Below are 25,382 nucleotides of genomic sequence, written 5' to 3'. Positions count from 1 at the left end.
AGTAAGGTACACCGATGACTGGCCCAATCCTTCCCTCCCGCCTGCCGATCGCCGCTGCGCCCATGGCCGGCGGTCCAACGACGACGGCACTGGCCGCCGCGGTTGCCGAAGCCGGCGGGTTCCCGTTCCTGGCCGGGGGCTACAAAACACCCGAAGCCCTCGCCGCAGAGATCGGTGAGCTCCGGGCCGGTGGACTTCCCTTCGGCGTGAACCTTTTTGTTCCCGCTGCCGATCCCGCCGACGAGGCTGCCTTCCGCACGTATGCCCGGCACCTGCAGCCCGAAGCTGACCGCTACGGGCTGACCCTCAGCGAGCGCCCGGTGGCGGACGACGACTCCTGGTCACAGAAGCTCGCGCTGCTGGCCCGGGATCCCGTCGACGTCGTTTCGCTGACCTTCGGCCTGCCGGCGCCGTCGGACATCGCCGCGCTGCAGGGGGCCGGAACCACCGTCCTCGCTTCGGTGACCACACCCGCGGAAGCACTCCAGGCGAGGGTCGCCGGCGTCGACGGGCTGGTGGTCCAGGGGCCGCAGGCCGGCGGACACAGCGCCACCTTCGATCCGAACCACCGGATCGATCCGGTATCCACAGCAGACCTGGTCAAAGCCGTGCGGGCAGCCGTCAGCCTCCCCATCATTGCGGCCGGGGGCGTCGACGGGCCGGGAGCCGTCCAGACCCTCCTGGAGGCCGGTGCCGAAGCCGCAGTCGTGGGAACCCTGCTCCTGCTTGCAGATGAAGCCGGCACCTCGCCAACCCACCGGGCCGCACTGACCGGCGGCTCGTTCTCCGAGACCGTGCTGACACGCGCGTTCACCGGAAGGCCGGCGCGCGCACTGCGCAACGGATTTGCGGACCGTCACGGCCCGTACGCGCCGAGCGCCTATCCCGCCGTGCACCACCTCACGCGGGAACTGCGCCAGGCCGCCGGCAAAGCGGGTGACGCGGACACCCTCCATCTGTGGGCCGGAACCGGCTGGCGGAACGCACCGAAGCTTCCCGCAGGACAGATCATCCGCTGGCTCACGGGTTCCACCGACCAGTAGCCCCGTGTCAGCCGGGCCGGTCCGGAATAGTCTGGCCCGCGCGGGCATCCTAGGCTGGAAGAAGGAATCGGCACGCCGCTGCCGTTCATTGAAACTTTGAGAGGACCGTCTTGAGCAAGCTGCCCTGCGCCGAACTCCATCTGCACATTGAGGGAACCCTGGAGCCGGAGCTGATCTTTGACCTGGCTGCCCGCAACGGCATCGAGCTGCCCTACGCGGACCTGGACGAGCTCCGTGCCCGCTACGAGTTCACCGACCTGCAGTCCTTCCTGGACCTCTACTACGCCAACAAGGACGTCCTCCGAACCGAGGCGGACTTCGCGGACATGACCCGCGCCTACCTGGCCCGTGCCGCGTCGGCCGGAGTGCGGCATGTGGAAATGATGGTGGACCCGCAGGCGCACCTGGCCCGCGGCGTCGCGCTGGAAAGCTGCATTCACGGTGTGGCCTCCGTGCTGGAGACTTCCGAGACGGAATTTGGGATCTCCACGGCATTGATTGCGGCATTCCTGCGCGACCGGCCGCAGGAGGAGGCCTCCGCAGTGCTTGCTGACCTGCTGGCCATGAACGCGCCCATCATCGGCATTGGCCTGGACTCCGCGGAGTTGGGCAACCCGCCGGAGAACTTTGTGCCGCTCTACGAGCAGGCGCACGCCGCCGGACTGAAGCTGGTGGCCCACGCGGGGGAGGAGGGGCCGTCCCACTACATCGTGCAGGCCCTGGACCTGCTGCTGGTGGACCGGATCGACCACGGCATCCGCTGCATGGATGATCCGGAACTGGTAGCGCGGCTTGAACGCGACCAGGTTCCGCTGACCATCTGCCCGCTGTCCAACGTCCGGCTGCAGGCGGTTGATTCGCTGGAGAGCCATCCGCTGCCACTGCTGCTGGAACAGGGCCTGAACGTGTCGGTGAATTCCGATGACCCGGCGTACTTCGAGGGCTACGTCGATGACAACTTCGCCGTCCTCCGCGAAACCTTCGACCTCAACCCCGCGCAGCTGGCGAGGCTCGCCGAGAATTCCGTGACGGCGTCGTTCGCTTCTGCCCGGCGCAAGGCGGAGCTGTTCGCGGAGATCGAGGCCTGGCTGCTGGCGGAGGGGATCGCCTAGGGGCCCGGTTTCCGCTGCCGGACGGATCCGGCGGCGTCACCCCGGCCGCGGCGGAACGTCAGCCGCACCACGGCGCCGGCAACAATGGCCATCAGCCCCAGCGAAATATCCAGCAGCGGCAGGGACAGAGCCAGCAGCAGGGCTCCGGCGATGCCGAACACATTGAGCACGCGCGGGGTATGCCAGCGCCGTTTCCGGAGCGTAAACGCGATCACAGCGGTACCGCCGGCGTACAGCAGGCCGTTGAATGCTGCTACGCCCAGCAGCGTGGTCAGTGGGAACGCCAGCACCAGGGCAAGAACGACGGCGGCGCCGGACACAATCCCGACCCACGGCGTCGCGGGACGGCTGCGCAGCAGGGCGCGTTTGCGCCCGAACACCGAGGGCAGCTCACCCTCCGCGGCCATGGCCGCACCGATCCGCGCGCAGCCCGCGTTCAGCGCAGACAGAGCGCCCAGCCCGGCCGCCGCCGCAGCGATCAGCACCGCGCCGGTGCCCACCCCGCCGCTGAGCTCAGCCGCCGGGACCAGCAGGGGAGCAGGCTCCGCTGCGAGCGACGCCGGCCCGAAGAAACGGAGCAGCGACTGGCCGAGCACCAGATACAAAACCAGTACGACGGCGATCGCGGCCGGCAGCGCCAGCGGAATGTTGCGTGCGGGGGAGCGGACATGCGGTCCGAGCGAGGCCAGGTACCCGTAGCCGATGAATGCGAAGTAGAGCAGCGCCGAGGACTCAAGGATGCCGGCGAACCCAGGTTGGGGCAGGGTTGCCAGCTTTGGGTTGCCTCCCGGAAGTTCCGAGTTGAATGCCACCACCGCGACAAAGGCGAGCACTGCAATCACGAAGGCGACGATGAACCGGGACACCCAGTCGCTGCGGGTTGCCCCCAACAGGTTGAGGACTGCAGTTGCCGCTACGGCCGCGACGGCCACCGCCACCGCATAGTCCGGCGCCAGATAGGTGCCCAGCATCAGCGCTGCCACCGCCGCGGCCGCCAGCCGGGAACACAGGAAGATCCAGCCGGTCACGAACGCCGCAGTGGGCCCCAGGATCACCCGCGCAGCCCGGGTGCCGCCGTCGTCGTAATTGGCCTGCCCTTCGTCCAGGGCGGAACTGATCTGGTAAATCGCGACGCCGCAGGCGTAGGCGACGACGGCGGCGATCACCAGGGGCAGTGCGAGCGACCCGCCGTCCGCGCTCACCGCGGCCGGGAAGACAATGAACACGCCCGCGCCGATGATCGAACCGATGCCGGCAGTGGTCGCATCGAACCCGCCCAGCGGGCGTGCAGTGGCGGCATTGCCGGACAAACGGGCCTCCAATCGGTCAGCCCGTGGCCGGGAAGCGCGGGGAACACCGGTAAACTCAAAGAAGATCTCTACTCACAATGGGCGGAAACAGGTGGTTTCCGCAACCAATCGAAGTTGAAAGGACTGCTGTGCTGCGCACACATGCCCTTGGTTCCCTGAGGGCCGAGCATATTGGACAGACTGTCACCCTGGCCGGCTGGGTTGCCCGCCGCCGGGACCACGGAGGCGTGGCCTTCCTTGACCTGCGTGATGCCTCCGGCGTTGCCCAGGTTGTTGTCCGTGAAGAGGACGTCTTCCACGGTCTGCGCAATGAGTACGTCCTGCAGATCACCGGCAAGGTTGAGCGCCGTCCCGAGGGCAACGAGAACCCCGCCCTGGCCACCGGCGAGGTGGAGGTCATCGCGGACGACGTCGTCATCCTCAACACCTCCGATCCGCTGCCGTTCCAGATCGACGAGCACGTGGAAGTGGGCGAGGAAGCCCGCCTGAAGCACCGCTACCTGGACCTGCGCCGCCCGGCCCCCGCCGCTGCCATGCGCCTGCGCTCGGAAGCCAACCGCGTGGCCCGCGAACTGCTCCACGACGAGGGCTTCGTTGAAATCGAAACCCCCACCCTGACGCGCTCCACCCCCGAAGGTGCCCGCGACTTCGTGGTGCCGGCACGTCTGGCCCCCGGCTCCTGGTACGCGCTGCCGCAGTCCCCGCAGCTGTTCAAGCAGCTGCTGCAGGTGGGCGGCTTCGAGAAGTACTACCAGATTGCCCGTTGCTACCGCGACGAAGACTTCCGTGCCGACCGCCAGCCGGAATTCACGCAGCTGGACATCGAAGCGAGCTTCGTCGAAGAGGACGACATCATTGCCCTCGGTGAGCAGATCGTGAAGTCGCTCTGGAAGCTGATCGGCGTCGAGATCCAGACCCCTATCGCCCGGATGACCTACGCGGACGCCATGGCCCGCTACGGTTCGGACAAGCCGGACCTGCGCTTCGGCCTGGAGCTGACCGAGCTGACCGAGTTCTTCAAGGACACCACTTTCCGTGTCTTCCAGGCGCCCTACGTCGGTGCCGTGGTTATGCCCGGCGGCGCCTCGCAGGCCCGCCGCACCCTCGATGCCTGGCAGGAATGGGCCAAGCAGCGCGGCGCCAAGGGCCTGGCCTACGTGCTGGTCCAGGACGACGGCACCCTCACCGGTCCGGTGGCCAAGAACCTCACCGACTTCGAGCGCGAAAACCTGGCCGAAAAGGTGGGCGCCAAGCCCGGCGACTGCATCTTCTTCGCTGCCGGCCAGACCAATGAGGCCCGCGCCCTGCTCGGCGCGGCACGCGTTGAAATCGGCCACCGCACCAGCCTGATCGACCCGAAGGACTGGGCGTTCGTCTGGATTGTTGACGCCCCGATGTTCGAGCCCGCCGCCGCAGCAGTGGCAGCCGGCGACGTCGCCGCAGGTGAAGGCGAGTGGACCGCGGTGCACCACGCGTTCACCTCCCCGAAGCCCGAATTCCTGGACACTTTCGACACCGATCCCGGATCAGCGCTGGCCTACGCGTACGACATTGTGTGCAACGGCAACGAGATCGGCGGCGGTTCAATCCGTATCCACCGCCGCGACGTCCAGGAACGCGTCTTCAAGGTCATGGGCATCTCCGAGGAGACCGCGCAGGAGCAGTTCGGCTTCCTGCTCGAAGGCTTCAAGTACGGCGCTCCGCCGCACGGCGGCATCGCCTTCGGCTGGGACCGCGTGGTGGCCCTGCTGGCCGGCGCCGACTCGATCCGCGACGTCATCGCCTTCCCGAAGTCCGGCGGCGGCTACGATCCGCTCACCTCCGCCCCGGCTCCGATCAGCGCCCAGCAGCGCAAGGAAGCCGGCGTTGACTTCAAGTCCGAGAAGAAGCAGGACAAGCCGGCGGACGCCCCGGCCTCCTAAGCTTATTTAGCCGGAAAGACCCGGCCGCCATGAACTGCTCCCCGAAAGTTGGACTGGCCAAATAAGATCCTAGGCCGCGAGGGCCTGAGCACGGTATTGCACCGGGCTCAGGCCCTCGAGCTTTGTCGAGATGCGTTCATTGTTGTACCAGCCGATGTACTCGCGGAGCTGCGCTGCCAGGGCATCGGTGTTCAGGAACCGGACCCGGTGGAACAGCTCTTCCTTCAGATGACCGAAGAAGTTCTCCATCACCGCGTTGTCGTAGCAGTTACCTTTGCGCGACATTGACTGGACTGCGCCGGCATCATTGAGCAGAGCACGCCAGGACCGGTGCTGATACTGGAAGCCCTGATCCGAATGAACCATCGGCGCTTCACCAGACCTTAGGCTGGCCAGGGCATCGCGCAGGCACGAATTCGTGAGCTCCAGGTTCGGGGAGTCCCCGACCGAAAAAGACACTACCTGCCGGTCGTAGAGATCCATCACCGGTGAAAGATAGAGCTTGCGGTCACCGACACTGAACTCAGTCACGTCCGTAACCCATTTCTGGTTTGGTGCAGCAGCTTCGAATTCCCGGTTCAACAGGTTCGGCGCCACTACACCTTGCTCGCCGCGGTAAGAGGCGTAGCGTTTCCTGCGCCGGACTTTACAGACCAGCCGAAGAGAGCGCATCAGCTTCAAGACGGTCTTTTTCGCCACGGTCCAACCCTGCTTGACCAGTACCGTGTGGATGCGGCGGTGACCGTACCGGGCATGGTTCTTCTCGAAGATTTCCCGGACTGCGGCTTTGAGCTCAGCTTGTGGGTCCGGGTTCTGTAAGCGGGCTTGGTGGTAGAAAAACGTTGACCGAGCCAAGCCGGCCACGTCAAGGAGCAAGTCCAGACGGTGCTCGGCCTTGAGGGCGATGACAGCGCGGACTTTTAGCGCCGTTCCTTTCCCCTCAAGGCCTGAACTTTTCCCAGGAAGGCTACTTCTGCCCGCAGCCGCTCGTTCTCCCTACGCAACCGTTCAAGCTCCGACACCGGCCGCGCAGGAGCTTCGGTCAGCGCTTTCGGACGGCCCTTCGGTTTAGGACGCAAGCCCTCTTCGCCTTCGCTGCGGTACTTACTGACCCACGCCTTGATGAGATTGGGTGAGGACAGCTGGAACTCCTGAGCCAAGGCGACCTTCGTTTCTCCTGCAAGAAAGCGCTGAACAACCATGAGCTTGAACTCAAACGAAAACTTACGCTTGGTTGGCTTGGCCAATAGTGTTGTCCCTCCGCGCACTCTCCAGCGGTCGTATAACCCGTTTGCAGCCTTCTTGCTCACGCCAAGCTTCATGGCTACCGACTTGTACCCCCAACCCAGCTCAAATAAGGCTACCGCTGCCTCACGCTGCTCTTCCGACAATGAACTGCTGCTGTGCATAGAACTGCTCCCCGAGAGTGAACTGATTTCTCAGTCCAACTTTCGGGGAGCAGTTCACCATGTGGTGGCCGGGTCTTTTGCTGTCCGGCGTTGCGGGTGCGGACGGCTTACCGGTTCCGCTCCGGTTTGTGCAGTTCGCTCCGCGGCGCCGCGGAGCGCTTTCCCAAAACGGAGCGCCTTCCCACACCGCGGCGAACCGCCGCGTCAGATCCTGACGGTCCCGGCGATGCGGGTGGTGCATTCGCCGCCCACCCAAATGTCCACGCCGTCGGCTTCCACTTGGACGCGGCCGGTTCGTCCCAGGACCGTCCCCTGCGCTGCGGTGTAGGACGACGGCGCCCGGCCGCTGCCGATCAGCCACTGGGCCGCCCCGGCGTTGAAACTGCCCGTCACCGGGTCCTCGCAGGGAAGCTCATCGGAGACGAACGTGCGTACTTCAAACTCCGTGGCGGCGCCGTCGGGATTCGGGCCGATGACACCTACCGCCAAACCGGCCATGGCAGGGTAGTTGGGCCGGATGGCCAGCACCTGTTCAGCGGAGTCCAGCAGCACGCCGATCCACTCAGGACCGTTGACCAGCCAGGCCGCATCCCGCAGTGCCTCGCGGGGAAGACCCAGCCCTGCCGCAACACGGTCCAGTTCGCGCTCGGCAACAGGACCGAACCGTGTCAGCGCCGGCGCTGCGAAGGCCAGCCGGCCCCCGTCTCCCGTTTTGATCCGTACCAGGCCGGCGGCGGATTCCTGGATCAGTGTGCCCTCCTGGCGGGGCTTTCCTCCGGCTTCCAGCCAGGCGTGGGCAGAACCAAGGGTGGGGTGTCCGGCGAACGGCAGTTCCTCAGTGGGGGTGAAAATCCGGACCCGGTAGTCGGCCTGCGGATCAGTTGGTGGAAGAAGGAATGTGGTCTCGGCCAGGTTGGTCCAGTTCGCGAACTGCTGCATCCGGGCGGCGCTGAGCCCGGACGCGTCAAGCACGACGGCGAGCGGATTACCGCCGAGGGGCTCGGGGCTGAACACGTCAATCTGGGCAAATGGACGGGTGGTTACAGGTGTTTCAGGGGTCACTATTTGAGCTTAGTGAGTTGCCCTGCAGGATTCATTGCGCCCTGTCTGTTCCAAGTCGCTCCGGTTTGTGCAGTTCGCTCCGCGGCGCGGCGGAGCGATTTTCCAAAGCGGAGCGTTTTGCGCGGGCGGGTCAGGCGAAGGCCGGAACCGCGAGATTCCGGAATGCCGAGCCGTGGAAGACCAGCGGCTCATGTGCGCCGTCGTGGGTCGAGTAGCCGTGCACACGAAGAAGGATGACGGCGTGGTCCCCGGCCGGGACTTCGTTTTCGACGGACGTTTCAAGCCAAAGGGCTGCCTCGTCCAGGAACAGAGCACCCGTGTCGGCTTCGTGAAGGCTCAGCCCGGCAAAGCGGTCGCCGTCGCGGGAAGCGATCTGGCGGCAGACGCCGTCGTGCCCCGTGCCCAGGATGGACACACCGATCCTGCCGGCAGTACGAAGCACCGGCCAGGTTCGTGAGGTGTTCTGCACCGCGAACATGACCAGGGGCGGATCCATGGAAACGCCGACCGTGAAGGAAGAGGCCACGATTCCCTGCGGCGCGCCGTCGATCTCGGCGCAGAGCGCTGCGATTCCGGATGGGAAGCGCGCAAAGGCCCGGCGCAGTGCGTTGGGCTGGAGATCGGTTTCAAGTGCCATGGAGATTCCTCTTCCCTGACGCGCAGCCTGCGGTGGAGAACCGCGGAAGACCAACGCTGTACTTGCCGGACCGGGAGATCCACCGGAACGGCCGAATCGTCACCTGGAGCACCCCGCTACGGCGAGAGGGTTGCCGTCCAGCCGGCCAGGGCCTGTGGCTGGAACTCTTGATTCTGGCTACCAATCTAGGAGCCGAGCTCGCCGGGGGCAAACGTCCGTCACATTACGGCCATGCCGGGCAACACTTCGTAATGCGTGTCTTCCCGAACACCCGCGGCCAGCCACTACAGTGTCCGCATGAGACAACGCTGGTTCAAACAGGTAGACGTCTTCGGCAAAAAGCCGTACCAAGGCAACCCGCTGGCCGTGGTCCTGGACGGAGAAGACCTCGACGACGACGCGATGCTGCAGTTCGCCCGCTGGACGAACCTCTCAGAAACCACCTTCGTCCTGCCCGCTACACAGGACGAAGCCGACTACCGGGTGCGGATCTTCACGCCCGGCGGCGAAATTCCGTTCGCCGGGCACCCCACACTGGGAACCTGCCACGCGTGGACGGAGGCCGGCAACACCCCGATGAAGTCCGGCCTCGTGGTGCAGGAGTGCGGAATTGGGCTGGTGCCCCTGCGCGTCAATGCCGGGCTTGCCGCGTTCGCGGCGCCTCGGCTGATCCGCACCGGGCCGGTGGAGGAGGAGATTCTGACCCGGGTCAGCGCAGCACTGGGCCTCTCACCTGAACAGGTCCGTGGCCATCAGTGGGTGGACAACGGACCCGGCTGGCTGGGCCTGCTGCTGCCGGACGCTGAGACGGTCCTCTCACTGCATCCGGACTACGCGTTGATCGGCGACCTCCGGGTGGGCGTGATCGGCCCGCAGCCGGAATCAGCCGAGACGGACTTCGAGGTCCGCGCGTTCGCGCCCGGCCTCGGCGTCTCCGAGGATCCGGTGACCGGGAGCCTTAACTCCGGACTGGCCCAGTGGCTGATCGGCGACGGAATCGCAGAGGAGCGTTACACCGTCACCCAGGGCACCGCCGTCCACCGCTCCGGGCTGGTGCGTGTATTCACCCGTGAGGGGCGGATCTGGATCGGCGGGGAGTCCGTCACCTGCATCGACGGGTCCGTTTCCCTCTAAACCCCCCATCCAGATGACAGAAACTGCACGTATGGAGCCCCATACGTGCAGTTTCTGTCATATCGATTGCGGGGACGGGCCGAAACGCGGGGGGAGAGGGCACGGGTAGCCTTGAAGCGTGAATGACTTGTTCAACAGCGGCGAGGACCAAGACCTGCAGGACAACGACGACGACGCCGCGGAGGCAGATTCGCGGCAGCGGCCGCGCAGCCCCCTTGCGGTACGCATGCGCCCGCGCAGCCTCGACGAAGTTGTAGGCCAGCAGCACCTCCTGGCACCGGGATCTCCGCTCCGTACCCTGGCAGAAGCTCCGCAGGGCGGCCCGGCAGGTCCCTCTTCGGTCATGCTCTGGGGACCTCCCGGAACGGGCAAGACCACCCTCGCGCACGTGGTGGCACGCGGCCGGGGCCGGAAATTCGTTGAACTCTCGGCAATCACCTCCGGAGTCAAGGACGTCCGCAAGGTCATGGACGAGGCCCTGACAGCCAGGGACCTGCACGGCATCACCACCGTGCTGTTCCTGGACGAGATCCACCGCTTCAACAAGGCCCAGCAGGACGCCCTGCTGCCGGGCGTGGAGAACCGCTGGGTAGTCCTGATCGCAGCCACCACGGAGAACCCGTCCTTCTCCGTGGTGTCCCCGCTGCTCTCCCGGTCCCTGCTGTTGACCCTCAAGCCGCTGACCGAAGCGGATATCTCCGGCCTGCTGCAGCGCGCCGTGGAAGATGAGCGGGGCCTGGCCGGACGGGTGGAGCTCAGCGACGACGCGCTCGAGCACCTGGTGCGCCTGGCCGCCGGAGACGCCCGCCGCGGCCTCACAGCGCTGGAGGCCGCTGCCGGCGTCGCGTACTCCGAACGGGACCCGGATGTCACGGTGCCCACCGTTGAACTGGCACACGCTGAACAGGCCCTGGACGTGGCAGCCCTGCGCTATGACCGGGCCGGAGACCAGCACTATGACGTCACCAGCGCGTTCATCAAGTCCCTGCGCGGCTCCGACGTCGATGCCGCCCTGCACTACCTCGCCAAGATGCTCGAGGCGGGGGAGGATCCGCGGTTCATTTCCCGCCGGCTGATGATCTCCGCCGCGGAAGACGTGGGCATGGCAGACCCGACGGCGCTGCAGACCGCGGTCGCCGCGGCCCAGGCGGTGCAGATGATCGGCATGCCGGAGGGAAGGCTGATCCTGGCGGAGGCCGTGGTGCACATTGCCACCGCACCGAAATCGAACGCGTCCTACAAGGCGATCGGTGCCGCCACGGCAGACGTACGGGCGGGCTACGGAACGGGTGTGCCGGCACATCTGCGCGACGCGCACTATCCGGGCGCAAAACAGCTGGGCCACGGCAAGGGCTACATCTACTCCCATGACGCCCCGCACGGCATCGCCAAGCAGCAGTACGCCCCGGATGACCTGGTGGGCAAGGACTACTACAAACCCACCGCCAACGGAGCGGAACGGGACATCTCGGCACGGCTGGAACGGCTCCGCGGAATCATCCGCGGACAGTAGGCACGGACAGTAGGCGCGGACAGCGGGCGCAAAGAGCGCCGAAGCGGTGCCGTCCGGCCCGTTCGGCGGGCGCCGGTGCGTGCTAGTATTGATGGTTGACTGGCAAGCGCACTGCCGGACCACCCCACCATCGCGCCGGATTTCCGTCCGGACACGGTGGAACTGTGTCCGGCAACTGCGTTGCAGCAGAAGGCAGCGGTTGGCCGGAGCTCTCCCTCATGGAGGCCAGTGACTACGCATTAGCCGTGCACGGCGGGTTCTCCCGGCGCGTACGGCAAAACCGCCAAAACAGTGAAAGGTGAACGTGGCTAATTCAACACGTGCACGCCGTCAGGCTCGCGCTTCGCGCGCCCTCGGCATTGCTTTGACCCCCAAGGCAGCAAAGTACTTCGAGCGCCGGCCTTACCCCCCGGGTGAGCACGGCCGCGCACGCCGCAAGCAGGACAGCGACTACGCAGTCCGCCTGCGCGAAAAGCAGCGCCTGCGCGCACAGTACGGCATCCGCGAAGCACAGATGACCCGTGTCTTCGAAGAAGCCCGCCGCACCGCCGGTCTGACCGGTGAAAACCTGATCGAGCTTCTCGAGATGCGTCTTGACGCCCTCGTGCTGCGTGCCGGCTTCGCCCGGACGATCGCCCAGGCCCGCCAGCTGGTTGTGCACCGCCACATCATGGTTGACGGCGCCCGCGTGGACCGCCCGTCGTTCCGCGTGTCCGAAGGCCAGCTCATCCATGTGCACCAGCGCAGCGAGACCATGACGCCGTTCCAGGTTGCCGCTGCCGGCGCCCACCGCGACGTCCTGCCCGCTGTTCCGGGTTACCTGGATGTCTCCCTGGACAAGCTGCAGGCTCGCCTGGTTCGCCGCCCGAAGCGCTCGGAAATCCCCGTGACCTGCGAAGAGCAGCTCGTGGTGGAATACTACGCACGCTAATTCGAGCTTCCCGCCTGCGGGATACTAGCGCGAAACTGGAACAGCCCGCGGCCTTTGCGCCGCGGGCTGTTTCGTTTGCGGGGGTGCCCGCGCCGCGGCCGGTGGGGGGAACGCGCCGCGGCCGAGTAAGTGTCCGGTCCCGTCAGTGGGTAAGGTACATAGCGGAAACTCTTCGAAATCAACCCAAGGAGAACCATGTCAGGTGGAGATATTGCCGGTCTGATCGCAGCCGGGGTTTTTGCCGTGCTGGTTGCGCTGCTGGCCGTCCCCATCCTCAAGCTTGGGAAGGTCTTCGATGAACTGCGCGGATCAATCAAGACCCTCAGTGATGAGACCACCCCGCTGATCGACGAGGTCACCACCACAGTGTCAACCACCAACCTGCAGCTGCAGAAGGTTGACGGAATCTCCTCGAACGTCTCTGATGCCTCCGCCAACGTCTCCGCACTCACGTCCCTGGTGGCCGCGACCGTCGGCTCACCGCTGATCAAGGTCTCGGCCTTTACCTACGGTGTACGCACGGCACTGACCTCCCGCCGGCCCGCAGGGCGCGGCCGCCGCAGCCGTTAGGACCATCCGCCATGCAGTACACCTCAGGAGCAGCACATGATTAAGCGTGTCTTTTGGATGTCGATCGGCATCACCATCGGCGTGATTGCGGTCCGGCGCATCTCTGACGCCAAGGAGAACCTTGGCCCGGCCGGGCTCAACCGTGCCGTCGGCACCGCAGCCGACGCACTGCACGATTTCACCGACGCTTTCCGTGACGCCATGACCCAGCGCGAGGGCGAGCTGCGCTCTGCGCTGGGTCTGGATACCACCGACACGGTTGCCCAGACCATGTCCTCAGCCCGCCGCTGACGTTCCCCACCCCGCCGCCCACCGTGCGGAATTGAATTACCAGAAGGGTAAGAAACACCATGAAGTCCCACGAGATCGCACGCCGCTGGCTGGATTTCTTCAGCCGGAAGGGCCACACGGTCGTTCCCTCCGCGTCGCTCGTCAGCAACGACCCCTCGCTGCTGTTCACCGTTGCCGGCATGGTGCCCTTCATCCCGTACCTCACTGCCCGCGAGACCCCGCCGTACAGCCGCGCCACCAGCGTCCAGAAGTGCATCCGCACCGCTGACATCGAGGAGGTCGGCAAGACGGCCCGCCACGGAACTTTCTTCCAGATGGCAGGCAACTTCTCCTTCGGCGACTACTTCAAGGAAGACGCCATCACCTTCGCCTGGGAGCTGCTCACCAGCCCGGTGGAAGACGGCGGTTACGGCCTTGATCCCGAGCGCCTCTGGGTCACCGTCTACGAAGACGGCGACGAGCGCGACGACGAGGCCCGCTCCATCTGGCGGGACAAGGTCGGCGTGCCCAACGAGCGCATCATCGGCACCGGCAAGGCAGACAACTACTGGAACACCGGCCAGGCCGGCCCCGGCGGTCCCTGCTCCGAGATCTACTACGACCGCGGCCCGGCGTACGGACTCGAAGGCGGCCCGGCCGTGGACGAGACCCGCTACATCGAGATCTGGAACCTGGTCTTCATGCAGTACCAGCTCTCCGAGGTGCGTTCCAAGACCGACTTCGACGTCGCCGGCGAGCTGCCGCAGAAGAACATCGACACCGGACTCGGCCTCGAGCGCCTCGCCATGATCCTGCAGGGCGTGGAGAACATGTATGAGACGGACCAGGTCCGTCCCGTGCTGGACAAGGCCGCCGAACTCTCGGGCAAGTCCTACACCTCAGCTGAGGATCCCTCGGATCCGCACCACGCCGACGACGTGAAGATGCGCGTCGTGGCAGACCACATCCGTTCGGCCCTCATGCTGATCTCCGACGGCGTCACCCCCTCCAATGAAGGCCGCGGCTATGTGCTGCGCCGCCTGATCCGCCGTGCCGTGCGTGCCATGCGCCTGCTCGGCGTCGAGACCGCGGTGCTGCCCGAACTGCTGCCCGTCTCCCGGGACGCCATGAAGGGCACCTACCCGGAGGTCGAGACAGACTTCGCCCGCATCTCGCGGATCGCCTACGCCGAGGAAAAGGCCTTCCTGCGCACCATCGCCTCCGGTACCGAGCGGCTTGAAGTTGCCGTGCAGGAGTCCAAGGCCGCCGGTCAGCCGCTCTCCGGTGCTGACGCCTTTGCCCTGCATGACACCTACGGTTTCCCGATCGACCTCACCCTGGAGATGGCCGAGGAAGCGGGCCTGAAGGTGGACGAGGCCGGTTTCCGGTCCCTGATGCAGGAACAGCGCAAGCGCGCCCAGGCTGACGCCCGCGGCAAGAAGCACGGACATTCGGACTTGTCCGTGTTCAACGAACTGCTCAAGGCCGGCAACACCGTGTTCACCGGTTACGACGAGCTGCTGACCGAATCGTCGGTGCGCGGCATCGTGTCCAACGGCCAGTCCGTGTCCTACGCGGGCCAGGGCACCGAGATTGAACTGGTCCTGGACGAGACCCCGTTCTACGCGGAAGCCGGCGGCCAGGCGGCCGACGTCGGACTCATCACCGGCGACGGCTTCGTGGTTGAGGTCTCCGACGTGCAGCGCCCGGTCAAGGGACTCACCGTCCATAAGGCCGTGGTCCGTGAAGGCGAAATCTCCGCCGGTGCCCTTGCACAGGCTGCGGTCGACGCCGAGCAGCGCCACGCAGCCGAACAGGCACACTCCGGCACGCACATTGTGCACGCCGCATTGCACCAGATCCTCGGCCCGGAAGCACTCCAGCGCGGCTCCTTCAACAAGGCGGGCTACCTGCGGTTCGACTTCTCCTGGGGCGAGGGTCTCTCAGCTGCTGCCAAGTCCGAGATCGAAGAGGTCTCCAACCTAGCCATCCGCAGCAACCACAAGGTCGAAACCAAGATCATGTCCCTTGCAGACGCCAAGGCACTCGGCGCCACCGCACTGTTCGGGGAAGCATACGGGGACCAGGTGCGCGTAGTGGAGATCGACGGCGAATGGTCCCGCGAACTCTGCGGCGGCACGCACGTGGACTCGACGTCCCGGATCGGCAGCCTGACCCTGCTGGGTGAACAGTCCGTCGGTTCAGGCAACCGCCGCGTGGAAGCCTTCGTTGGCATGGACGCCTTCCGCCACCTGGCCGCTGAGCGTGCCCTGGTGAACGAACTCTCCGAGCTGCTCAAGGTTCCTTCCGTGCAGGTTCCGGAGCGCGTTGCAGCGACCCTGGCCAAGCTGAAGCAGGTCGAGAAGGAACTCGAGCGCCTGCGCCGCGAACAGCTCGCAGCGTCCGCGGCAGCACTGCTCGGCTCCGCCGTGGACGTGGACGGCGTCCGCCTGCTGGCCCACGACGCCGGGACGGTTTCCGGCGCGGATGACCTCCGGACCCTCGCACTGGACCTGCGGTCCCGGCTGGGCAGCGAAGCGGCGGTCGTCGCAGTTGCCGGTGCTGCCAACGGGCGTCCGGTGGTCATTGTCGCTACGAACGAGGCCGCCCGTGAGGCCAAGGTCAAGGCCGGCGCGCTGGTCAAGACCGCTGCCGGTGTCCTCGGAGGCGGCGGCGGCGGCAAGGACGACGTCGCACAGGGCGGCGGCGCCGATGCTGCCAAGATTTCCGAGGCGCTGGATGCCATCCGCGCAGCGGTGGCGAACCGGGGCTAGCGGCACAGTGTCCGGCTATCCGCGCGGAACCAAAATCGGCGTCGACGTTGGACTCGCACGCGTCGGGGTCGCTTCATGCGACCCCGACGGCCTGCTGGCCACCCCGGTGCGGACGCTGAAACGCGATGCCAAAAAGAACAGCGACATCCAGGTCCTGGTCCGCGAAGCCGGCGAGCGGGAGGCAGTCGAGTTCTTCGTTGGCTTGCCGCAGAGCATGAAGGGCACTGAAACCGCGTCCACGGCGATGGCCAGGGACTACGCGCAGTCCCTGGTGCAGGCTTTGGACAAAGCAGGACTCGAGGTACCGGTCCGGCTGATCGACGAGCGGCTGAGCACAGTCAGTGCCCACCGCTCCCTGCGTGAAGCTGGCTTGGAGACCCGAAATCACCGTAGAGTGGTAGACCAAGTGGCAGCTGTGGGTATATTGCAGCAGGCCATTGACATGCAGCGTTCCCTGGGACGCGATGTGGGGGTGCAGGTCACACTACGCCGGAGCACGCATTCCGCTGCTGCGGCCCCGAACGAGGAGCCAACTATTTTCGTGGAACGCCGCCCCGAAAGCGACAAGTCGTCGTGAGCCACAGGTACCCCGACCCCTACGGAACGGGAGAGCGCCCGGACCATGAACCGGCCGCTGACGGCTATGCCGGTGAGGAGTACCAGGACAACCGGTATCCGGACCAGCACTTTGATGACGCCCGGCATGAAGATGAGCGCTACGAGGACGTCCTGCACGCCGGTGCCCACTCAGGCGCCTATACCGGTGCGCAGTATCAGGAAACTGCACCCGCCGTCCAGCACTTCTTCGGCGACGAAGAGCCGGCTCCCAGCAGGCGCAGCCGCCGGCCTTCCAAGGAAAAGCAGCGCCGCCGGCGCCGCCGCACCATTGTCATGGTTACGGTGCTGGCCGTCTTTGCCGGTGCCGTCTTTGGCCTCACCGTATTCCTGCGGGACCTGCTGGGCATGAACGAGGTTCAGGATTATCCCGGGCCGGGAGAGGGAACGGTCTCCTTCGTGGTGGAGCCGGGCGACGGGCCGCTGGTGATCGGCAACAACCTGGCCAGCCAGGACATCGTTGCCAATCCCAACAAATTCGTTGAGGTTTTCCAGCAGGAATCCCAGGGCCGGGAGATCCAGCCGGGAACCTTCGAAATGCGCCTGCGGATGAGCGCATCAGGTGCCCTCGGTGCACTGCTGGGTGACGGCGGAACAGCAGTCCACTACGCTGCGATTCCCCGCGACCAACGGCAAAGCGAAACATTTGACGAGCTCGTGGCCTCCACCGGCATTCCGCTGGAGGAGTTCACGGCCCTGGCCCAGGATCCCCAGACGTTCGGCCTGCCGGAACAGGCCGTGAGCCTGGAAGGCTACCTGTTCCCCGGTGAGTACCGCTTCCCGGTGGACATGACGGCCGAGGAGATCATCACCGAGATGGTCCAGAATGCCTTGAATGCACTGGAAGAAGCCGGCGTCACCGACCCGGCCGAGCAGTACCGCGTCCTCACCAAGGCAAGCATCATCCAGGCCGAAGCGGGCGAAGCCGACTACGCCACGGTTGCCGGTGCGATCGAGAACCGGCTGCGCGCTGACAACACCGAGACCAACGGCCTCATCCAGTCGGATGCGACCGTGACGTACGGCCTCGGGAGAAAGAGCTACAACCTCACCCCGGAAGAGAAGGCGGACACTTCCAACCGCTGGAACACCTACGCCAACCCCGGTCTGCCGGTGGGGCCGATCGGTTCACCGAGCGTGGAGGCTATCGACGCCGCAGCAAACCCGGCGGATGTTCCGTACTTTTACTGGGTCACCGTCAACCTGGACACGGGAGAGACCAAGTTTTCCTCCACCCTGGCCGAACACGGACGCTACGTTGCCGAGTACCAGCAGTGGTGCGGCACGCAGGAAGCCGGAAGGTGCGACTAATTGTCCGTCCGCAAACGGGCGGCGGTACTGGGACACCCGATCGGACACTCCCGTTCGCCCCAGCTTCACCGCGCTGCCTATGACTTCCTGGGCTTCGACTGCAGTTACGACGCAATTGATGTAACGGAGGAAGCAGCGGCGGACTTCGCCGCTGCCCTCCGGACCCAGCCGGAGTGGATCGGCCTGTCCGTCACCATGCCCCTCAAGGCCGTGATGGCTGCAGCCATTGACCGGCTGGACCCCCTCGCCGAAGCCCTCGGTGTGCTCAATACCGTCACCTTCGGGCACGGGCCCGAAGGCACCGTGCTCACGGGGTGGAACACGGACGTGACCGGCCTGGTGAATGCGCTGCGGCATGCCGGCGCCGCCGAAGCGCCGCGCGGCGTCATCCTTGGGGCCGGGGGAACGGCCTGCGCGGCCGTAGCGGCCCTTGCCCGCATGGGCTGCACCACCGTGGACGTCCATGCCCGAAGCTTCCGCGGCTCGGCCGGGGCTGGGGGGCAGGCAGATGTGCAGCAGGTTGGCGCCCGGCTGGGCGTGAAGGTAGACCTGTGGCCCTGGGACGACGCCGCCGCAGCCTGTGCCGTCGCCGACGTCGTTCTCTGCACCCTGCCGCCCCGCGGCGCTGACGCGCTGGCGGAGCAGCTCCGTGCCCTGGGCGCGGCCCGTGCAGGTGCGGTGCTCCTGGACGCCGCCTACGATCCCTGGCCGAGCCGCCTGGCAGCGGCCTGGGAATCGGCCGGCGGAACGATCGTACCGGGACTCGAAATGCTCCTGTACCAGGCGGTGGAACAGGTGCGCCTGTTCACCGGCAGCATGTTCCGCGACGAGGCGTCCGTCATAAACGTGATGTGTGACGCAGTGGGGCTGCCCCGGCGCTGAAGGCCCCTGCCGAACGTGGCAGTATTGAATCCATGTTGCGTTGGTTGACCGCCGGTGAGTCCCATGGGCCTGCCCTCGTCGGAATTATTGAGGGCGTCCCCGCGGGCGTCGAAGTTAGCACCCCGTCCATCCAGGACGCGTTGGCGCGCCGGCGCCTCGGCTATGGCCGCGGTGCCCGCATGAAGTTCGAACAGGACGAGGTGCGCATCCTGGGCGGTGTCCGCCACGGACTAACGCAGGGCGGCCCCGTGGCCATCGAGGTGGGCAACACCGAGTGGCCCAAGTGGGAACAGATCATGGCCTCGGATCCCGTCCCGGCCGAGATCCTCGACGGCCAGGCACGCAACGCCCCGCTGACCCGGCCGCGTCCGGGCCACGCAGATTTCACCGGGATGCAGAAATACGGCTTCAGTGAAGCCCGTCCCGTGCTCGAACGCGCCAGCGCGCGGGAGACCGCTGCCCGGGTGGCGCTGGGCGCAGTGGCCTCGGCGTTCCTTGAGCAGCTCGGCGTTGAGCTGGTCAGCCACACCGTGGGCATTGCCGGCGTCGCATCGCCCGAGGGCTCAGCCCTGCCGCTGCCTTCCGACGTTCCGGCGCTGGACGAGAATCCGATGCGCTGCTTTGACCCGGCAGTCACTGAAGCCATGGTCGCCGAGGTAGACGCTGCCCATAAGGAAGGCGAAACCCTGGGCGGCGTCGTCGAAGTGCTTGCGTACGGCCTCCCGCCGGGACTGGGCAGCTACGTTCACTGGGACCGCCGCCTCGACGCCCGCCTGGCCGGAGCCCTGATGGGGATCCAGGCCATCAAGGGCGTGGAGGTCGGTGACGGTTTCCTCACCGCTTCCCGCCGCGGGTCCGCCGCCCACGACGAGATCCTCCAGGATGAGTCCGGCCGGGTCATCCGCTCCGGCAACCGCGCCGGAGGCATTGAAGGCGGCATGAGCATTGGTGAAGTGCTGCGCGTCCGCGCTGCCATGAAGCCCATAGCCACCGTGCCGCGCGCACTGAAGACCGTGGACGTTTCCACCGGTGAGCCTGCACGTGCCCACCACCAGCGCTCCGACGTGTGTGCCGTGCCTGCCGCCGGCGTCGTCGCTGAAGCCATGGTGGCGCTGGTCCTCGCCGAGGCGATGACCGAAAAGTTTGGCGGGGATTCGGTGGCGGAGACGGCACGGAACCTGCGCACGTACCTTGAGAGCATCCCGGACTCGCTGTCGTCGACCGGTAGCGGCTCAGGTGTCTGAGCAGCATCTGGTCCTGATCGGCCTGATGGCGGCCGGGAAGTCCGTCGTCGGCCGGCAGCTCGCGGCCCACCACAATCTGCCCTACGTGGACACGGACCAGCTCGTGGTCGAGGAACATGGTCCCATTCCGGAGATCTTTGCCCGGCACAGCGAACGGTACTTCCGCGAAGCCGAGGCACGGGCCGTCTCCGGCGCGCTGGACTCACCCGTGCGCTCGGTGATCTCCCTCGGCGGCGGGGCGGTGCTGGACACCGGAACCCAGCAGCTGCTCAGGCACGCTACGGTTGTATTTCTGGATACGGACCTGGCCACGGTGCTGCCGCGCATATCCCGCGCAGCCCACCGCCCGCTGCTGGCCGGCGACCCGGCGCAGCGCTGGAGCGCACTGGCAGAGTCCCGCAGGCCAATATACGAATCGCTGGCAGACATAGTCATAGATACCAGGGGACTGGCAATCGCCGAGGTGGTGGACCGCATCACCGCCGCCCTGGACGAAGGAGAGAACTGAATGCCCGCTGAAGCCACCGTCATCGAAGTGACCGGTGAGAAGCCCGCAGAGAATTACGACGTCGTCATCGGCAACGGCCTGCTCGGCCGTCTTCCGGCGACGCTGGGGGAGCGGGTCCGGCGCGTGCTGGTGATCCATCCCCGCGCGCTGCGCACCACCGGCGACACTGTCCGCGACGAACTCGCCGAAGCCGGACTCACGGCCCTCACCGCGGAAATTCCCGACGCCGAAGAGGGCAAGCACATCCAGGTGGCTTCCTTCTGCTGGCAGGTGCTGGGGCAGAACGATTTCACGCGCTCGGACGCCATCGTGGCCGTAGGCGGCGGAGCGGTCACCGACGTCGCCGGATTCGTGGCGGCCACCTGGCTGCGCGGCATCAAGGTGGTGCACATCCCCACCAGCCTGCTGGGCATGGTGGATGCGGCAGTGGGCGGCAAGACCGGGATCAACACCGCCGAGGGCAAGAACCTGGTGGGTGCCTTCCACCCGCCCGCCGGTGTCCTGGCCGATCTTGATGCCCTCGGTTCGCTGCCGAAGAACGAACTGCTCAGCGGCATGGCGGAGGTCGTCAAGTGCGGCTTCATCGCCGATCCGGCGATTCTGGACCTGATCGAGGCGAACCAAGAGGCTGTGGCCGACGGCGGCTCCGACGTCGTCCGTGAACTGGTGGAACGCGCGGTCCGGGTCAAGGCGGAGGTTGTGTCCGCAGACCTGCGGGAAGCCGGACGCCGGGAGTTCCTGAACTACGGCCACACCCTGGGCCACTCCATTGAACTGGCCGAGCGTTACCAGTGGCGCCACGGCGCGGCTGTTTCCGTGGGCATGGTCTTCGCTGCGGAACTTGGCCGCATGGTGGGCCGGCTGGATGACGCCACCGCTGACCGGCACAAGCAAATCCTGACCTCCCTCGGTCTTCCGGTTACCTACCGCCGGGACCGTTGGAGCGCACTGCTGGACGGCATGCGCCGGGACAAGAAGTCCCGCGGCGACCTGCTGCGCTTCGTGCTTTTGGACGGGCTGGCCAAGCCGTCCATCCTGGAGGTCCCGGATACGTCTCTGCTCTTCGCTGCCTACCAGGAGATCGCGTCCGAACCGCAGACCGGGATTCGCCTCAGCCTGTAGGTATTCGCCGAACAGGTAGAATGGTCGACGGACAAGACTCGAAGCAGAAGCGAAACGACGAAAGAGAAACTGTGGCAACGACCAACGACATCAAGAACGGCACCGTGCTGAAGCTTGAAGGCAACCTCTGGAGCATCATCGAGTTCCAGCACGTAAAGCCGGGCAAGGGTGGTGCGTTCGTCCGTACCAAGATGCGCAATGTCCGCTCCGGCAAGGTTGTCGACAAGACGTTCAACGCGGGCATCAAGATCGAAACCGCCACGGTTGACCGCCGCGACTACCAGTACCTGTACAAGGACGGCGAAGACTACGTCTTCATGGATACCTCGGACTATGACCAGCTCACGGTCCCGGGCTCGATCGTCGGCGACTACGCCAACTTCATGCTTGAGTCCATGATGGTCACCATCGCCATGCACGAAGGTGCCCCGCTGTACATTGAACTGCCGGCATCCGTGGTCCTGGAGATCACCTACACCGAGCCGGGCCTGCAGGGTGACCGCTCCACCGGCGGCACCAAGCCCGCCACCGTTGAAACCGGTTACGAAATCCAGGTACCGCTGTTCCTGGAAACCGGCACCAAGGTGAAGGTCGATACCCGCACCGGAGACTACCTGGGACGCGTTAACGAGTGAGTGCACGCAGTAAAGCAAGAACTCGGGCACTTGAGGTGCTCTTCGAAGCGGAACAGCGATCCATGTCTCCGCTCGAATCCCTGCGTTCCCGCCGGGAAAAGACGGACCAGGTAATCAACCCCTACACCATGGACCTGGTGGAAGGCGTGATCGCCAAGCAGGAGCAGATCGATGAGTTCCTGGGCACTTATTCCCAGGGCTGGCCGCTGGAAAGGATGCCTGCGGTTGACCGCATCATCCTGCGCCTCGGAAGCTGGGAACTGCTCTATAACGACGACGTGCCGGACAAGGTGGCCATCAGCGAAGCTGTTGAACTGGCCAAGTCGCTCTCCACGGATGAGTCGCCTGCGTTCATCAACGGCCTGCTGAGCCGTCTGCATGAGCTCAAGGATTCACTGCTGGCCTAGCCTCGCAGGAACCGTGCGCCTAAAGCCCGGCGGAATCCCCCGCCGGGCTTTTGCCTGCCCGGGAACGTTTTGGGTGCACCTACCAGCGGCGCCCGGCGGCGGCTGCACCCAGCAGCTGGGTACGGGTTCGCGTTAACTCTGCGAGGAGCCCCTGTTCCCGCGCCGTGTTCTTCTGCGGATCCCGGCCGTTGACCAGCTGCTGCCGGGTCAGGGCCAGGTTCGTGGCCTCACGGATGAACGAGCGCATGCAGGTTTTCGCGCCGAATGCTCCGGCCCAGGTCAGCGCCTGGCGGCGTCCCCTCGGAGTGGAGATCAGGTTCACCTCCGCCGGCGTAAACCAGCCGGCGGCGGCGTATTCGCCCAGCCGCTGGCCGGTGAGGCGCCGCTCCTGCCGCCGCAGCCAGGTCACGCCGCCCACTGCAAGGGCGAAGAGCGGCACCTGCAGCAGGAAGTAGAAGGCGAAGAAGTCGTCGGACACAAGGGCCATTCCGCCGTTCCAGAACATGTGGCCGGCCACCGCTGCGGCCATTCCGGCCGCGAATCCGCTGACGATGCGCCATGCACCGGGTTTGCTCACTGCAATGCCCAGGGCAAGGCCAACGGCCGCTGTGAGGAGCACGTGCGCGAACGGCGACAGGAGCCCCCGCAGCACAAAAACGAAGCCGAGCTGCAGCCCCACTCCGCCGGCCTCGAACAGGGCAGCACTGAAGTAGAGAATGTTCTCCGTGAACGCGAACCCGGCGCCGACGACGCCGGCATAGACAATCCCGTCCAGCGGCCCGTCAAAGTGGCTGCGGCGCACGAACGCCAGCATCAGGACGCCCAGGCCCTTGGCGGTCTCTTCCACCAGGGGCGCCTGGATCACCGTGGTCAGCACGTCTGCCGGTGTGAGGGGCAGCAGCATCACCAGGACCTCGTTGACCGCGCCGCCCAGCAGCAGGGTGATGGCCACGGAAACGCCTGCACCCCACAGGAACGCGAAGATGAGCGCCCCGCGGGGCTCGGGCTCCCACCGGTCGATCCAGTGCAGGCCCAGCAGGCAGATCCCCAGGGGGATCAGTGCAAGGATCCCGCACAGGAGAAAGGCCTCGCTGCCCAGGGCCGCGAAGAGGAACAGTCCCACCAGGACCAGCACCACGCCGGCTGCGGAGATCAGCAGGATGTTCAGGGCCCCGGAGCCGCCGCGCCCCGCAGTGGGAACGCTGAGTCCGGGCAGCGGTTCGGAGGGCTGTCCGGGGGGAGTGGCCGGCCCGTTGCCGGGCATGAGGGTCATGGGCGGGTGCCTGTCATGGACCCAAGAATATACGCGTGGGCTGCTGTGATAGTTTTGAGGAGCATTCAACCTTTAAGTCCGTCCTGTGAGGCGGGGAAGGAGGAAGCAGAATATGGATTCCAGCGATCCCCAGCAGGCGCATTTGCCTGCCCGTACCGTTCTGTCTTCAGCTGATATTGACCGCGTCCTGACACGCATCGCCTACGAGATCCTTGAAGCAAACAAGGGCGGCACCGATCTGGTGCTGATGGGCATTCCCCGCCGGGGCTATCCACTGGCCCGCCGGCTCGCCGCCAAGATCGCAGCGGCAGATCCCACCGTCAACGCAGAGGCCATCACCGGGCAGCTGGACGTCACGATGTTCCGTGACGACCTGGCCCACCAGCCAACCCGGCCCCCGCACCCCACGCAGCTTCCGCCCAGCGGCATCGACGGCAAGGTGGTGGTCCTGGTGGACGATGTGCTCTACTCCGGCCGGACCATCCGTGCCGCATTGGACGCCCTGATCGACCTCGGCCGTCCCCGCGCCGTGCGCCTGGCCGTCCTGGTGGACCGCGGACACCGCGAACTTCCCATCCGTGCGGACCATGTTGGCAAGAACCTGCCGACCGCCGCCGTTGAAAAGGTCCGGGTAAGGCTGGCAGAGACTGACTCGCCGGCCCTGGACGAAGTCGTGATTGAGGGCGCCGCATGAAACACCTGCTCTCCACCCTGGACCTCTCCCATCAGGACGCCATCTCCATCCTGGACACTGCGGAGGCCATGGCCGCAGTAGGGGAGCGGGAAGTCAAGAAGCTCCCCGCCCTCCGCGGCCGGACGGTGGTCAATCTCTTCTTCGAGGACTCAACCCGCACCCGCATCTCCTTCGAAGCAGCCGCCAAGCGGCTCTCCGCGGACGTCATCAACTTCTCCGCCAAGGGATCATCGGTCTCCAAGGGCGAGTCGCTGAAGGACACCGCCCAAACCCTGGCAGCCATCGGTGCGGACGCCGTGGTGATCCGCCACGGGGCCTCCGGCGCCCCCGCCCGGCTGGCCAACTCGGGCTGGATCGACGCCGCCGTCCTGAACGCCGGCGACGGCACCCACGAACATCCCACCCAGGCCCTGCTGGACGCGTTCACCATGCGCCGGCACTGGGCGCAGCTGCACGGAGTTCCCTCCGCCGGGACTGACCTCACAGGCATGCACGTGGCAATCGTGGGAGACATCCTGCACTCCCGCGTAGCCCGCTCCGACCTCTGGCTGCTGAAGACCCTCGGTGCTGAGGTCACCCTCGTGGCCCCGCCCACGCTGCTGCCCTTCGGCGTCGAATCCTGGCCCTGCAAGGTCAGCTACTCGCTCGACGAGACGCTTGAAACCAAACCGGACGCCGTCATGATGCTCCGCGTCCAGGCGGAACGCATGCACTCCGCGTTTTTCCCCACGGTGCGGGAATACTCCCGCCGCTACGGATTCGACGACGTCCGGCTGGACCGCTTGGACACGCTTGGCATGGACAACACCATCCTGCTGCACCCCGGACCGATGAACCGCGGCCTTGAAATCTCATCCCGGGCCGCCGACTCGCCGCGCTCCACCGTCCTGGCACAGGTCAGCAACGGTGTCTCCGTCCGCATGGCCGCCCTCTACCTGCTGCTCTCCGGCGAAAGCAGCTCCCAGCGCACACCACAGGAAGTATCTGCCCAGTGACAACAGCAC

Annotated in this window: 25 protein-coding genes and 1 riboswitch; of the genes, 19 read left to right on the top strand and 6 right to left on the bottom strand. The window is 66.1% G+C overall.

Translation table 11 applies throughout. The annotated features are described in order from the left end of the window. Positions 1 to 14: 14 nt before the first annotated feature. Both ITX31_RS14410 and ITX31_RS14405 read left to right on the top strand, forming a co-directional pair. Entirely contained in the window at positions 15 to 1,043 is a 1,029-nt protein-coding gene (locus ITX31_RS14410; protein ID WP_194784071.1) for an NAD(P)H-dependent flavin oxidoreductase, read from the top strand. A 110-nt stretch (positions 1,044 to 1,153) separates the two neighbouring features. After that, the gene (locus ITX31_RS14405) at positions 1,154 to 2,155 is read left to right on the top strand and encodes an adenosine deaminase (RefSeq protein ID WP_194784070.1); all 1,002 of its coding nucleotides are present in this window, start codon (positions 1,154 to 1,156) and stop codon (positions 2,153 to 2,155) included. Here the strand turns inward: ITX31_RS14405 and ITX31_RS14400 are convergent. After that, positions 2,152 to 3,465 carry an APC family permease gene (locus ITX31_RS14400; RefSeq protein WP_194784069.1) on the bottom strand — a complete coding sequence of 438 codons (1,314 nt, stop codon included), beginning with the start codon at positions 3,463 to 3,465 and terminating at the stop codon, positions 2,152 to 2,154. The two genes, ITX31_RS14405 and ITX31_RS14400, sit on opposite strands and share 4 nt — an antisense overlap. A 128-nt stretch (positions 3,466 to 3,593) precedes the next feature. Between ITX31_RS14400 and aspS the strand changes: the two genes are divergently transcribed. Then, the gene (gene aspS / locus ITX31_RS14395; RefSeq protein WP_194784068.1) at positions 3,594 to 5,387 is read left to right on the top strand and encodes an aspartate--tRNA ligase; all 1,794 of its coding nucleotides are present in this window, start codon (positions 3,594 to 3,596) and stop codon (positions 5,385 to 5,387) included. Positions 5,388 to 5,456: 69 nt separating this feature from the next. On the opposite strand, the gene ITX31_RS14390 is transcribed toward aspS, so the two are convergent. The 4 genes from ITX31_RS14390 to ITX31_RS14380 form a co-directional block, all read right to left on the bottom strand. Beyond that, positions 5,457 to 6,263: an IS3 family transposase gene (locus ITX31_RS14390; RefSeq protein ID WP_228529133.1), complete on the bottom strand. Its 807-nt coding sequence runs from the start codon at positions 6,261 to 6,263 to the stop codon at positions 5,457 to 5,459. Between the two features lie 44 nt (positions 6,264 to 6,307). Continuing rightward, positions 6,308 to 6,796: a helix-turn-helix domain-containing protein gene (locus tag ITX31_RS15900; RefSeq protein ID WP_228529132.1), complete on the bottom strand. Its 489-nt coding sequence runs from the start codon at positions 6,794 to 6,796 to the stop codon at positions 6,308 to 6,310. Positions 6,797 to 7,000: 204 nt separating this feature from the next. Continuing rightward, positions 7,001 to 7,858, bottom strand: a complete 858-nt coding sequence (locus ITX31_RS14385) for a PhzF family phenazine biosynthesis protein (protein WP_194784067.1) — start codon at positions 7,856 to 7,858, stop codon at positions 7,001 to 7,003. A 130-nt stretch (positions 7,859 to 7,988) separates the two neighbouring features. Further along, entirely contained in the window at positions 7,989 to 8,495 is a 507-nt protein-coding gene (locus ITX31_RS14380; RefSeq protein ID WP_194784066.1) for a flavin reductase family protein, read from the bottom strand. Positions 8,496 to 8,548: 53 nt separating this feature from the next. Continuing rightward, positions 8,549 to 8,668, bottom strand: a riboswitch (SAM riboswitch). A 124-nt stretch (positions 8,669 to 8,792) separates the two neighbouring features. On the opposite strand from ITX31_RS14380, the gene ITX31_RS14375 reads away from it, so the two are divergent. From ITX31_RS14375 to nusB, 14 genes are all read left to right on the top strand, one after another. Then, complete coding sequence (locus tag ITX31_RS14375; RefSeq protein ID WP_194784065.1) at positions 8,793 to 9,629, top strand: PhzF family phenazine biosynthesis protein; 837 nt, start codon at positions 8,793 to 8,795, stop codon at positions 9,627 to 9,629. A gap of 118 nt (positions 9,630 to 9,747) precedes the next feature. Next, the gene (locus ITX31_RS14370; protein ID WP_416354825.1) at positions 9,748 to 11,142 is read left to right on the top strand and encodes a replication-associated recombination protein A; all 1,395 of its coding nucleotides are present in this window, start codon (positions 9,748 to 9,750) and stop codon (positions 11,140 to 11,142) included. A 304-nt stretch (positions 11,143 to 11,446) separates the two neighbouring features. Beyond that, positions 11,447 to 12,073: a 30S ribosomal protein S4 gene (gene rpsD / locus ITX31_RS14365; RefSeq protein ID WP_191746511.1), complete on the top strand. Its 627-nt coding sequence runs from the start codon at positions 11,447 to 11,449 to the stop codon at positions 12,071 to 12,073. A gap of 195 nt (positions 12,074 to 12,268) precedes the next feature. Then, positions 12,269 to 12,643: a DUF948 domain-containing protein gene (locus ITX31_RS14360; RefSeq protein WP_194784064.1), complete on the top strand. Its 375-nt coding sequence runs from the start codon at positions 12,269 to 12,271 to the stop codon at positions 12,641 to 12,643. Between the two features lie 36 nt (positions 12,644 to 12,679). Beyond that, positions 12,680 to 12,934 carry a hypothetical protein gene (locus tag ITX31_RS14355; protein ID WP_228529360.1) on the top strand — a complete coding sequence of 85 codons (255 nt, stop codon included), beginning with the start codon at positions 12,680 to 12,682 and terminating at the stop codon, positions 12,932 to 12,934. Positions 12,935 to 12,993: 59 nt separating this feature from the next. Continuing rightward, a complete protein-coding gene (gene alaS, locus ITX31_RS14350) occupies positions 12,994 to 15,687 on the top strand; it encodes an alanine--tRNA ligase (protein ID WP_194784063.1) in 2,694 nt (897 codons plus the stop codon). Then, on the top strand, positions 15,653 to 16,264 hold the full coding sequence (gene ruvX / locus ITX31_RS14345) for a Holliday junction resolvase RuvX (RefSeq protein ID WP_194784062.1): 612 nt from the start codon (positions 15,653 to 15,655) through the stop codon (positions 16,262 to 16,264). Before alaS ends, ruvX begins: the two co-directional genes overlap by 35 nt. Further along, the gene (gene mltG, locus ITX31_RS14340; protein WP_323745698.1) at positions 16,261 to 17,613 is read left to right on the top strand and encodes an endolytic transglycosylase MltG; all 1,353 of its coding nucleotides are present in this window, start codon (positions 16,261 to 16,263) and stop codon (positions 17,611 to 17,613) included. The genes ruvX and mltG overlap by 4 nt, the downstream gene beginning before the upstream one ends. Beyond that, positions 17,614 to 18,495, top strand: a complete 882-nt coding sequence (locus ITX31_RS14335) for a shikimate dehydrogenase (protein WP_194784061.1) — start codon at positions 17,614 to 17,616, stop codon at positions 18,493 to 18,495. A 32-nt stretch (positions 18,496 to 18,527) separates the two neighbouring features. After that, the gene (gene aroC, locus ITX31_RS14330) at positions 18,528 to 19,739 is read left to right on the top strand and encodes a chorismate synthase (protein WP_194784060.1); all 1,212 of its coding nucleotides are present in this window, start codon (positions 18,528 to 18,530) and stop codon (positions 19,737 to 19,739) included. Then, positions 19,732 to 20,247, top strand: a complete 516-nt coding sequence (locus tag ITX31_RS14325) for a shikimate kinase (RefSeq protein ID WP_323745697.1) — start codon at positions 19,732 to 19,734, stop codon at positions 20,245 to 20,247. The genes aroC and ITX31_RS14325 overlap by 8 nt, the downstream gene beginning before the upstream one ends. Then, positions 20,248 to 21,369 carry a 3-dehydroquinate synthase gene (gene aroB / locus ITX31_RS14320; protein ID WP_194784059.1) on the top strand — a complete coding sequence of 374 codons (1,122 nt, stop codon included), beginning with the start codon at positions 20,248 to 20,250 and terminating at the stop codon, positions 21,367 to 21,369. Between the two features lie 71 nt (positions 21,370 to 21,440). Then, positions 21,441 to 22,004 (top strand): elongation factor P, encoded by a 564-nt coding sequence (gene efp, locus ITX31_RS14315; RefSeq protein ID WP_055240995.1) that lies wholly within the window; start codon positions 21,441 to 21,443, stop codon positions 22,002 to 22,004. After that, positions 22,001 to 22,411 (top strand): transcription antitermination factor NusB, encoded by a 411-nt coding sequence (nusB, locus tag ITX31_RS14310; RefSeq protein WP_091604577.1) that lies wholly within the window; start codon positions 22,001 to 22,003, stop codon positions 22,409 to 22,411. The genes efp and nusB overlap by 4 nt, the downstream gene beginning before the upstream one ends. A gap of 79 nt (positions 22,412 to 22,490) precedes the next feature. Here the strand turns inward: nusB and ITX31_RS14305 are convergent, their stop codons facing one another. Continuing rightward, positions 22,491 to 23,684 carry a PrsW family intramembrane metalloprotease gene (locus ITX31_RS14305; protein ID WP_194784058.1) on the bottom strand — a complete coding sequence of 398 codons (1,194 nt, stop codon included), beginning with the start codon at positions 23,682 to 23,684 and terminating at the stop codon, positions 22,491 to 22,493. Positions 23,685 to 23,796: 112 nt separating this feature from the next. On the opposite strand from ITX31_RS14305, the gene pyrR reads away from it, so the two are divergent. Beyond that, positions 23,797 to 24,378 carry a bifunctional pyr operon transcriptional regulator/uracil phosphoribosyltransferase PyrR gene (gene pyrR, locus ITX31_RS14300; protein ID WP_194784057.1) on the top strand — a complete coding sequence of 194 codons (582 nt, stop codon included), beginning with the start codon at positions 23,797 to 23,799 and terminating at the stop codon, positions 24,376 to 24,378. Then, complete coding sequence (locus ITX31_RS14295) at positions 24,375 to 25,373, top strand: aspartate carbamoyltransferase catalytic subunit (protein ID WP_194784056.1); 999 nt, start codon at positions 24,375 to 24,377, stop codon at positions 25,371 to 25,373. The genes pyrR and ITX31_RS14295 overlap by 4 nt, the downstream gene beginning before the upstream one ends. The last annotated feature ends 9 nt before the right edge of the window (positions 25,374 to 25,382 follow it).

The sequence above is a fragment of the Arthrobacter gandavensis genome (assembly GCF_015355785.1).
In the GTDB taxonomy this organism is placed as follows: Bacteria; Actinomycetota; Actinomycetes; order Actinomycetales; family Micrococcaceae; genus Arthrobacter_B; species Arthrobacter_B gandavensis_A.
Note: the sequence above shows the minus strand (reverse complement) of the source record. Positions and strands in the feature narration are given on the sequence as shown.

What these genes read in the sequence shown, in the direction of transcription:
- ITX31_RS14410 (WP_194784071.1), top strand. Translation starts at nt 15, where the DNA reads ATGACTGGCCCAATCCTTCCCTCCCGCCTGCCGATCGCCGCTGCGCCC.
- ITX31_RS15900 (WP_228529132.1), bottom strand. Translation starts at nt 6,796, where the DNA reads ATGCACAGCAGCAGTTCATTGTCGGAAGAGCAGCGTGAGGCAGCGGTA.
- ITX31_RS14380 (WP_194784066.1), bottom strand. Translation starts at nt 8,495, where the DNA reads ATGGCACTTGAAACCGATCTCCAGCCCAACGCACTGCGCCGGGCCTTT.
- ITX31_RS14375 (WP_194784065.1), top strand. Translation starts at nt 8,793, where the DNA reads ATGAGACAACGCTGGTTCAAACAGGTAGACGTCTTCGGCAAAAAGCCG.
- ITX31_RS14360 (WP_194784064.1), top strand. Translation starts at nt 12,269, where the DNA reads ATGTCAGGTGGAGATATTGCCGGTCTGATCGCAGCCGGGGTTTTTGCC.
- ITX31_RS14355 (WP_228529360.1), top strand. Translation starts at nt 12,680, where the DNA reads ATGATTAAGCGTGTCTTTTGGATGTCGATCGGCATCACCATCGGCGTG.
- alaS (WP_194784063.1), top strand. Translation starts at nt 12,994, where the DNA reads ATGAAGTCCCACGAGATCGCACGCCGCTGGCTGGATTTCTTCAGCCGG.
- ruvX (WP_194784062.1), top strand. Translation starts at nt 15,653, where the DNA reads ATGCCATCCGCGCAGCGGTGGCGAACCGGGGCTAGCGGCACAGTGTCC.
- aroC (WP_194784060.1), top strand. Translation starts at nt 18,528, where the DNA reads ATGTTGCGTTGGTTGACCGCCGGTGAGTCCCATGGGCCTGCCCTCGTC.
- aroB (WP_194784059.1), top strand. Translation starts at nt 20,248, where the DNA reads ATGCCCGCTGAAGCCACCGTCATCGAAGTGACCGGTGAGAAGCCCGCA.
- ITX31_RS14305 (WP_194784058.1), bottom strand. Translation starts at nt 23,684, where the DNA reads ATGACCCTCATGCCCGGCAACGGGCCGGCCACTCCCCCCGGACAGCCC.
- pyrR (WP_194784057.1), top strand. Translation starts at nt 23,797, where the DNA reads ATGGATTCCAGCGATCCCCAGCAGGCGCATTTGCCTGCCCGTACCGTT.
- ITX31_RS14295 (WP_194784056.1), top strand. Translation starts at nt 24,375, where the DNA reads ATGAAACACCTGCTCTCCACCCTGGACCTCTCCCATCAGGACGCCATC.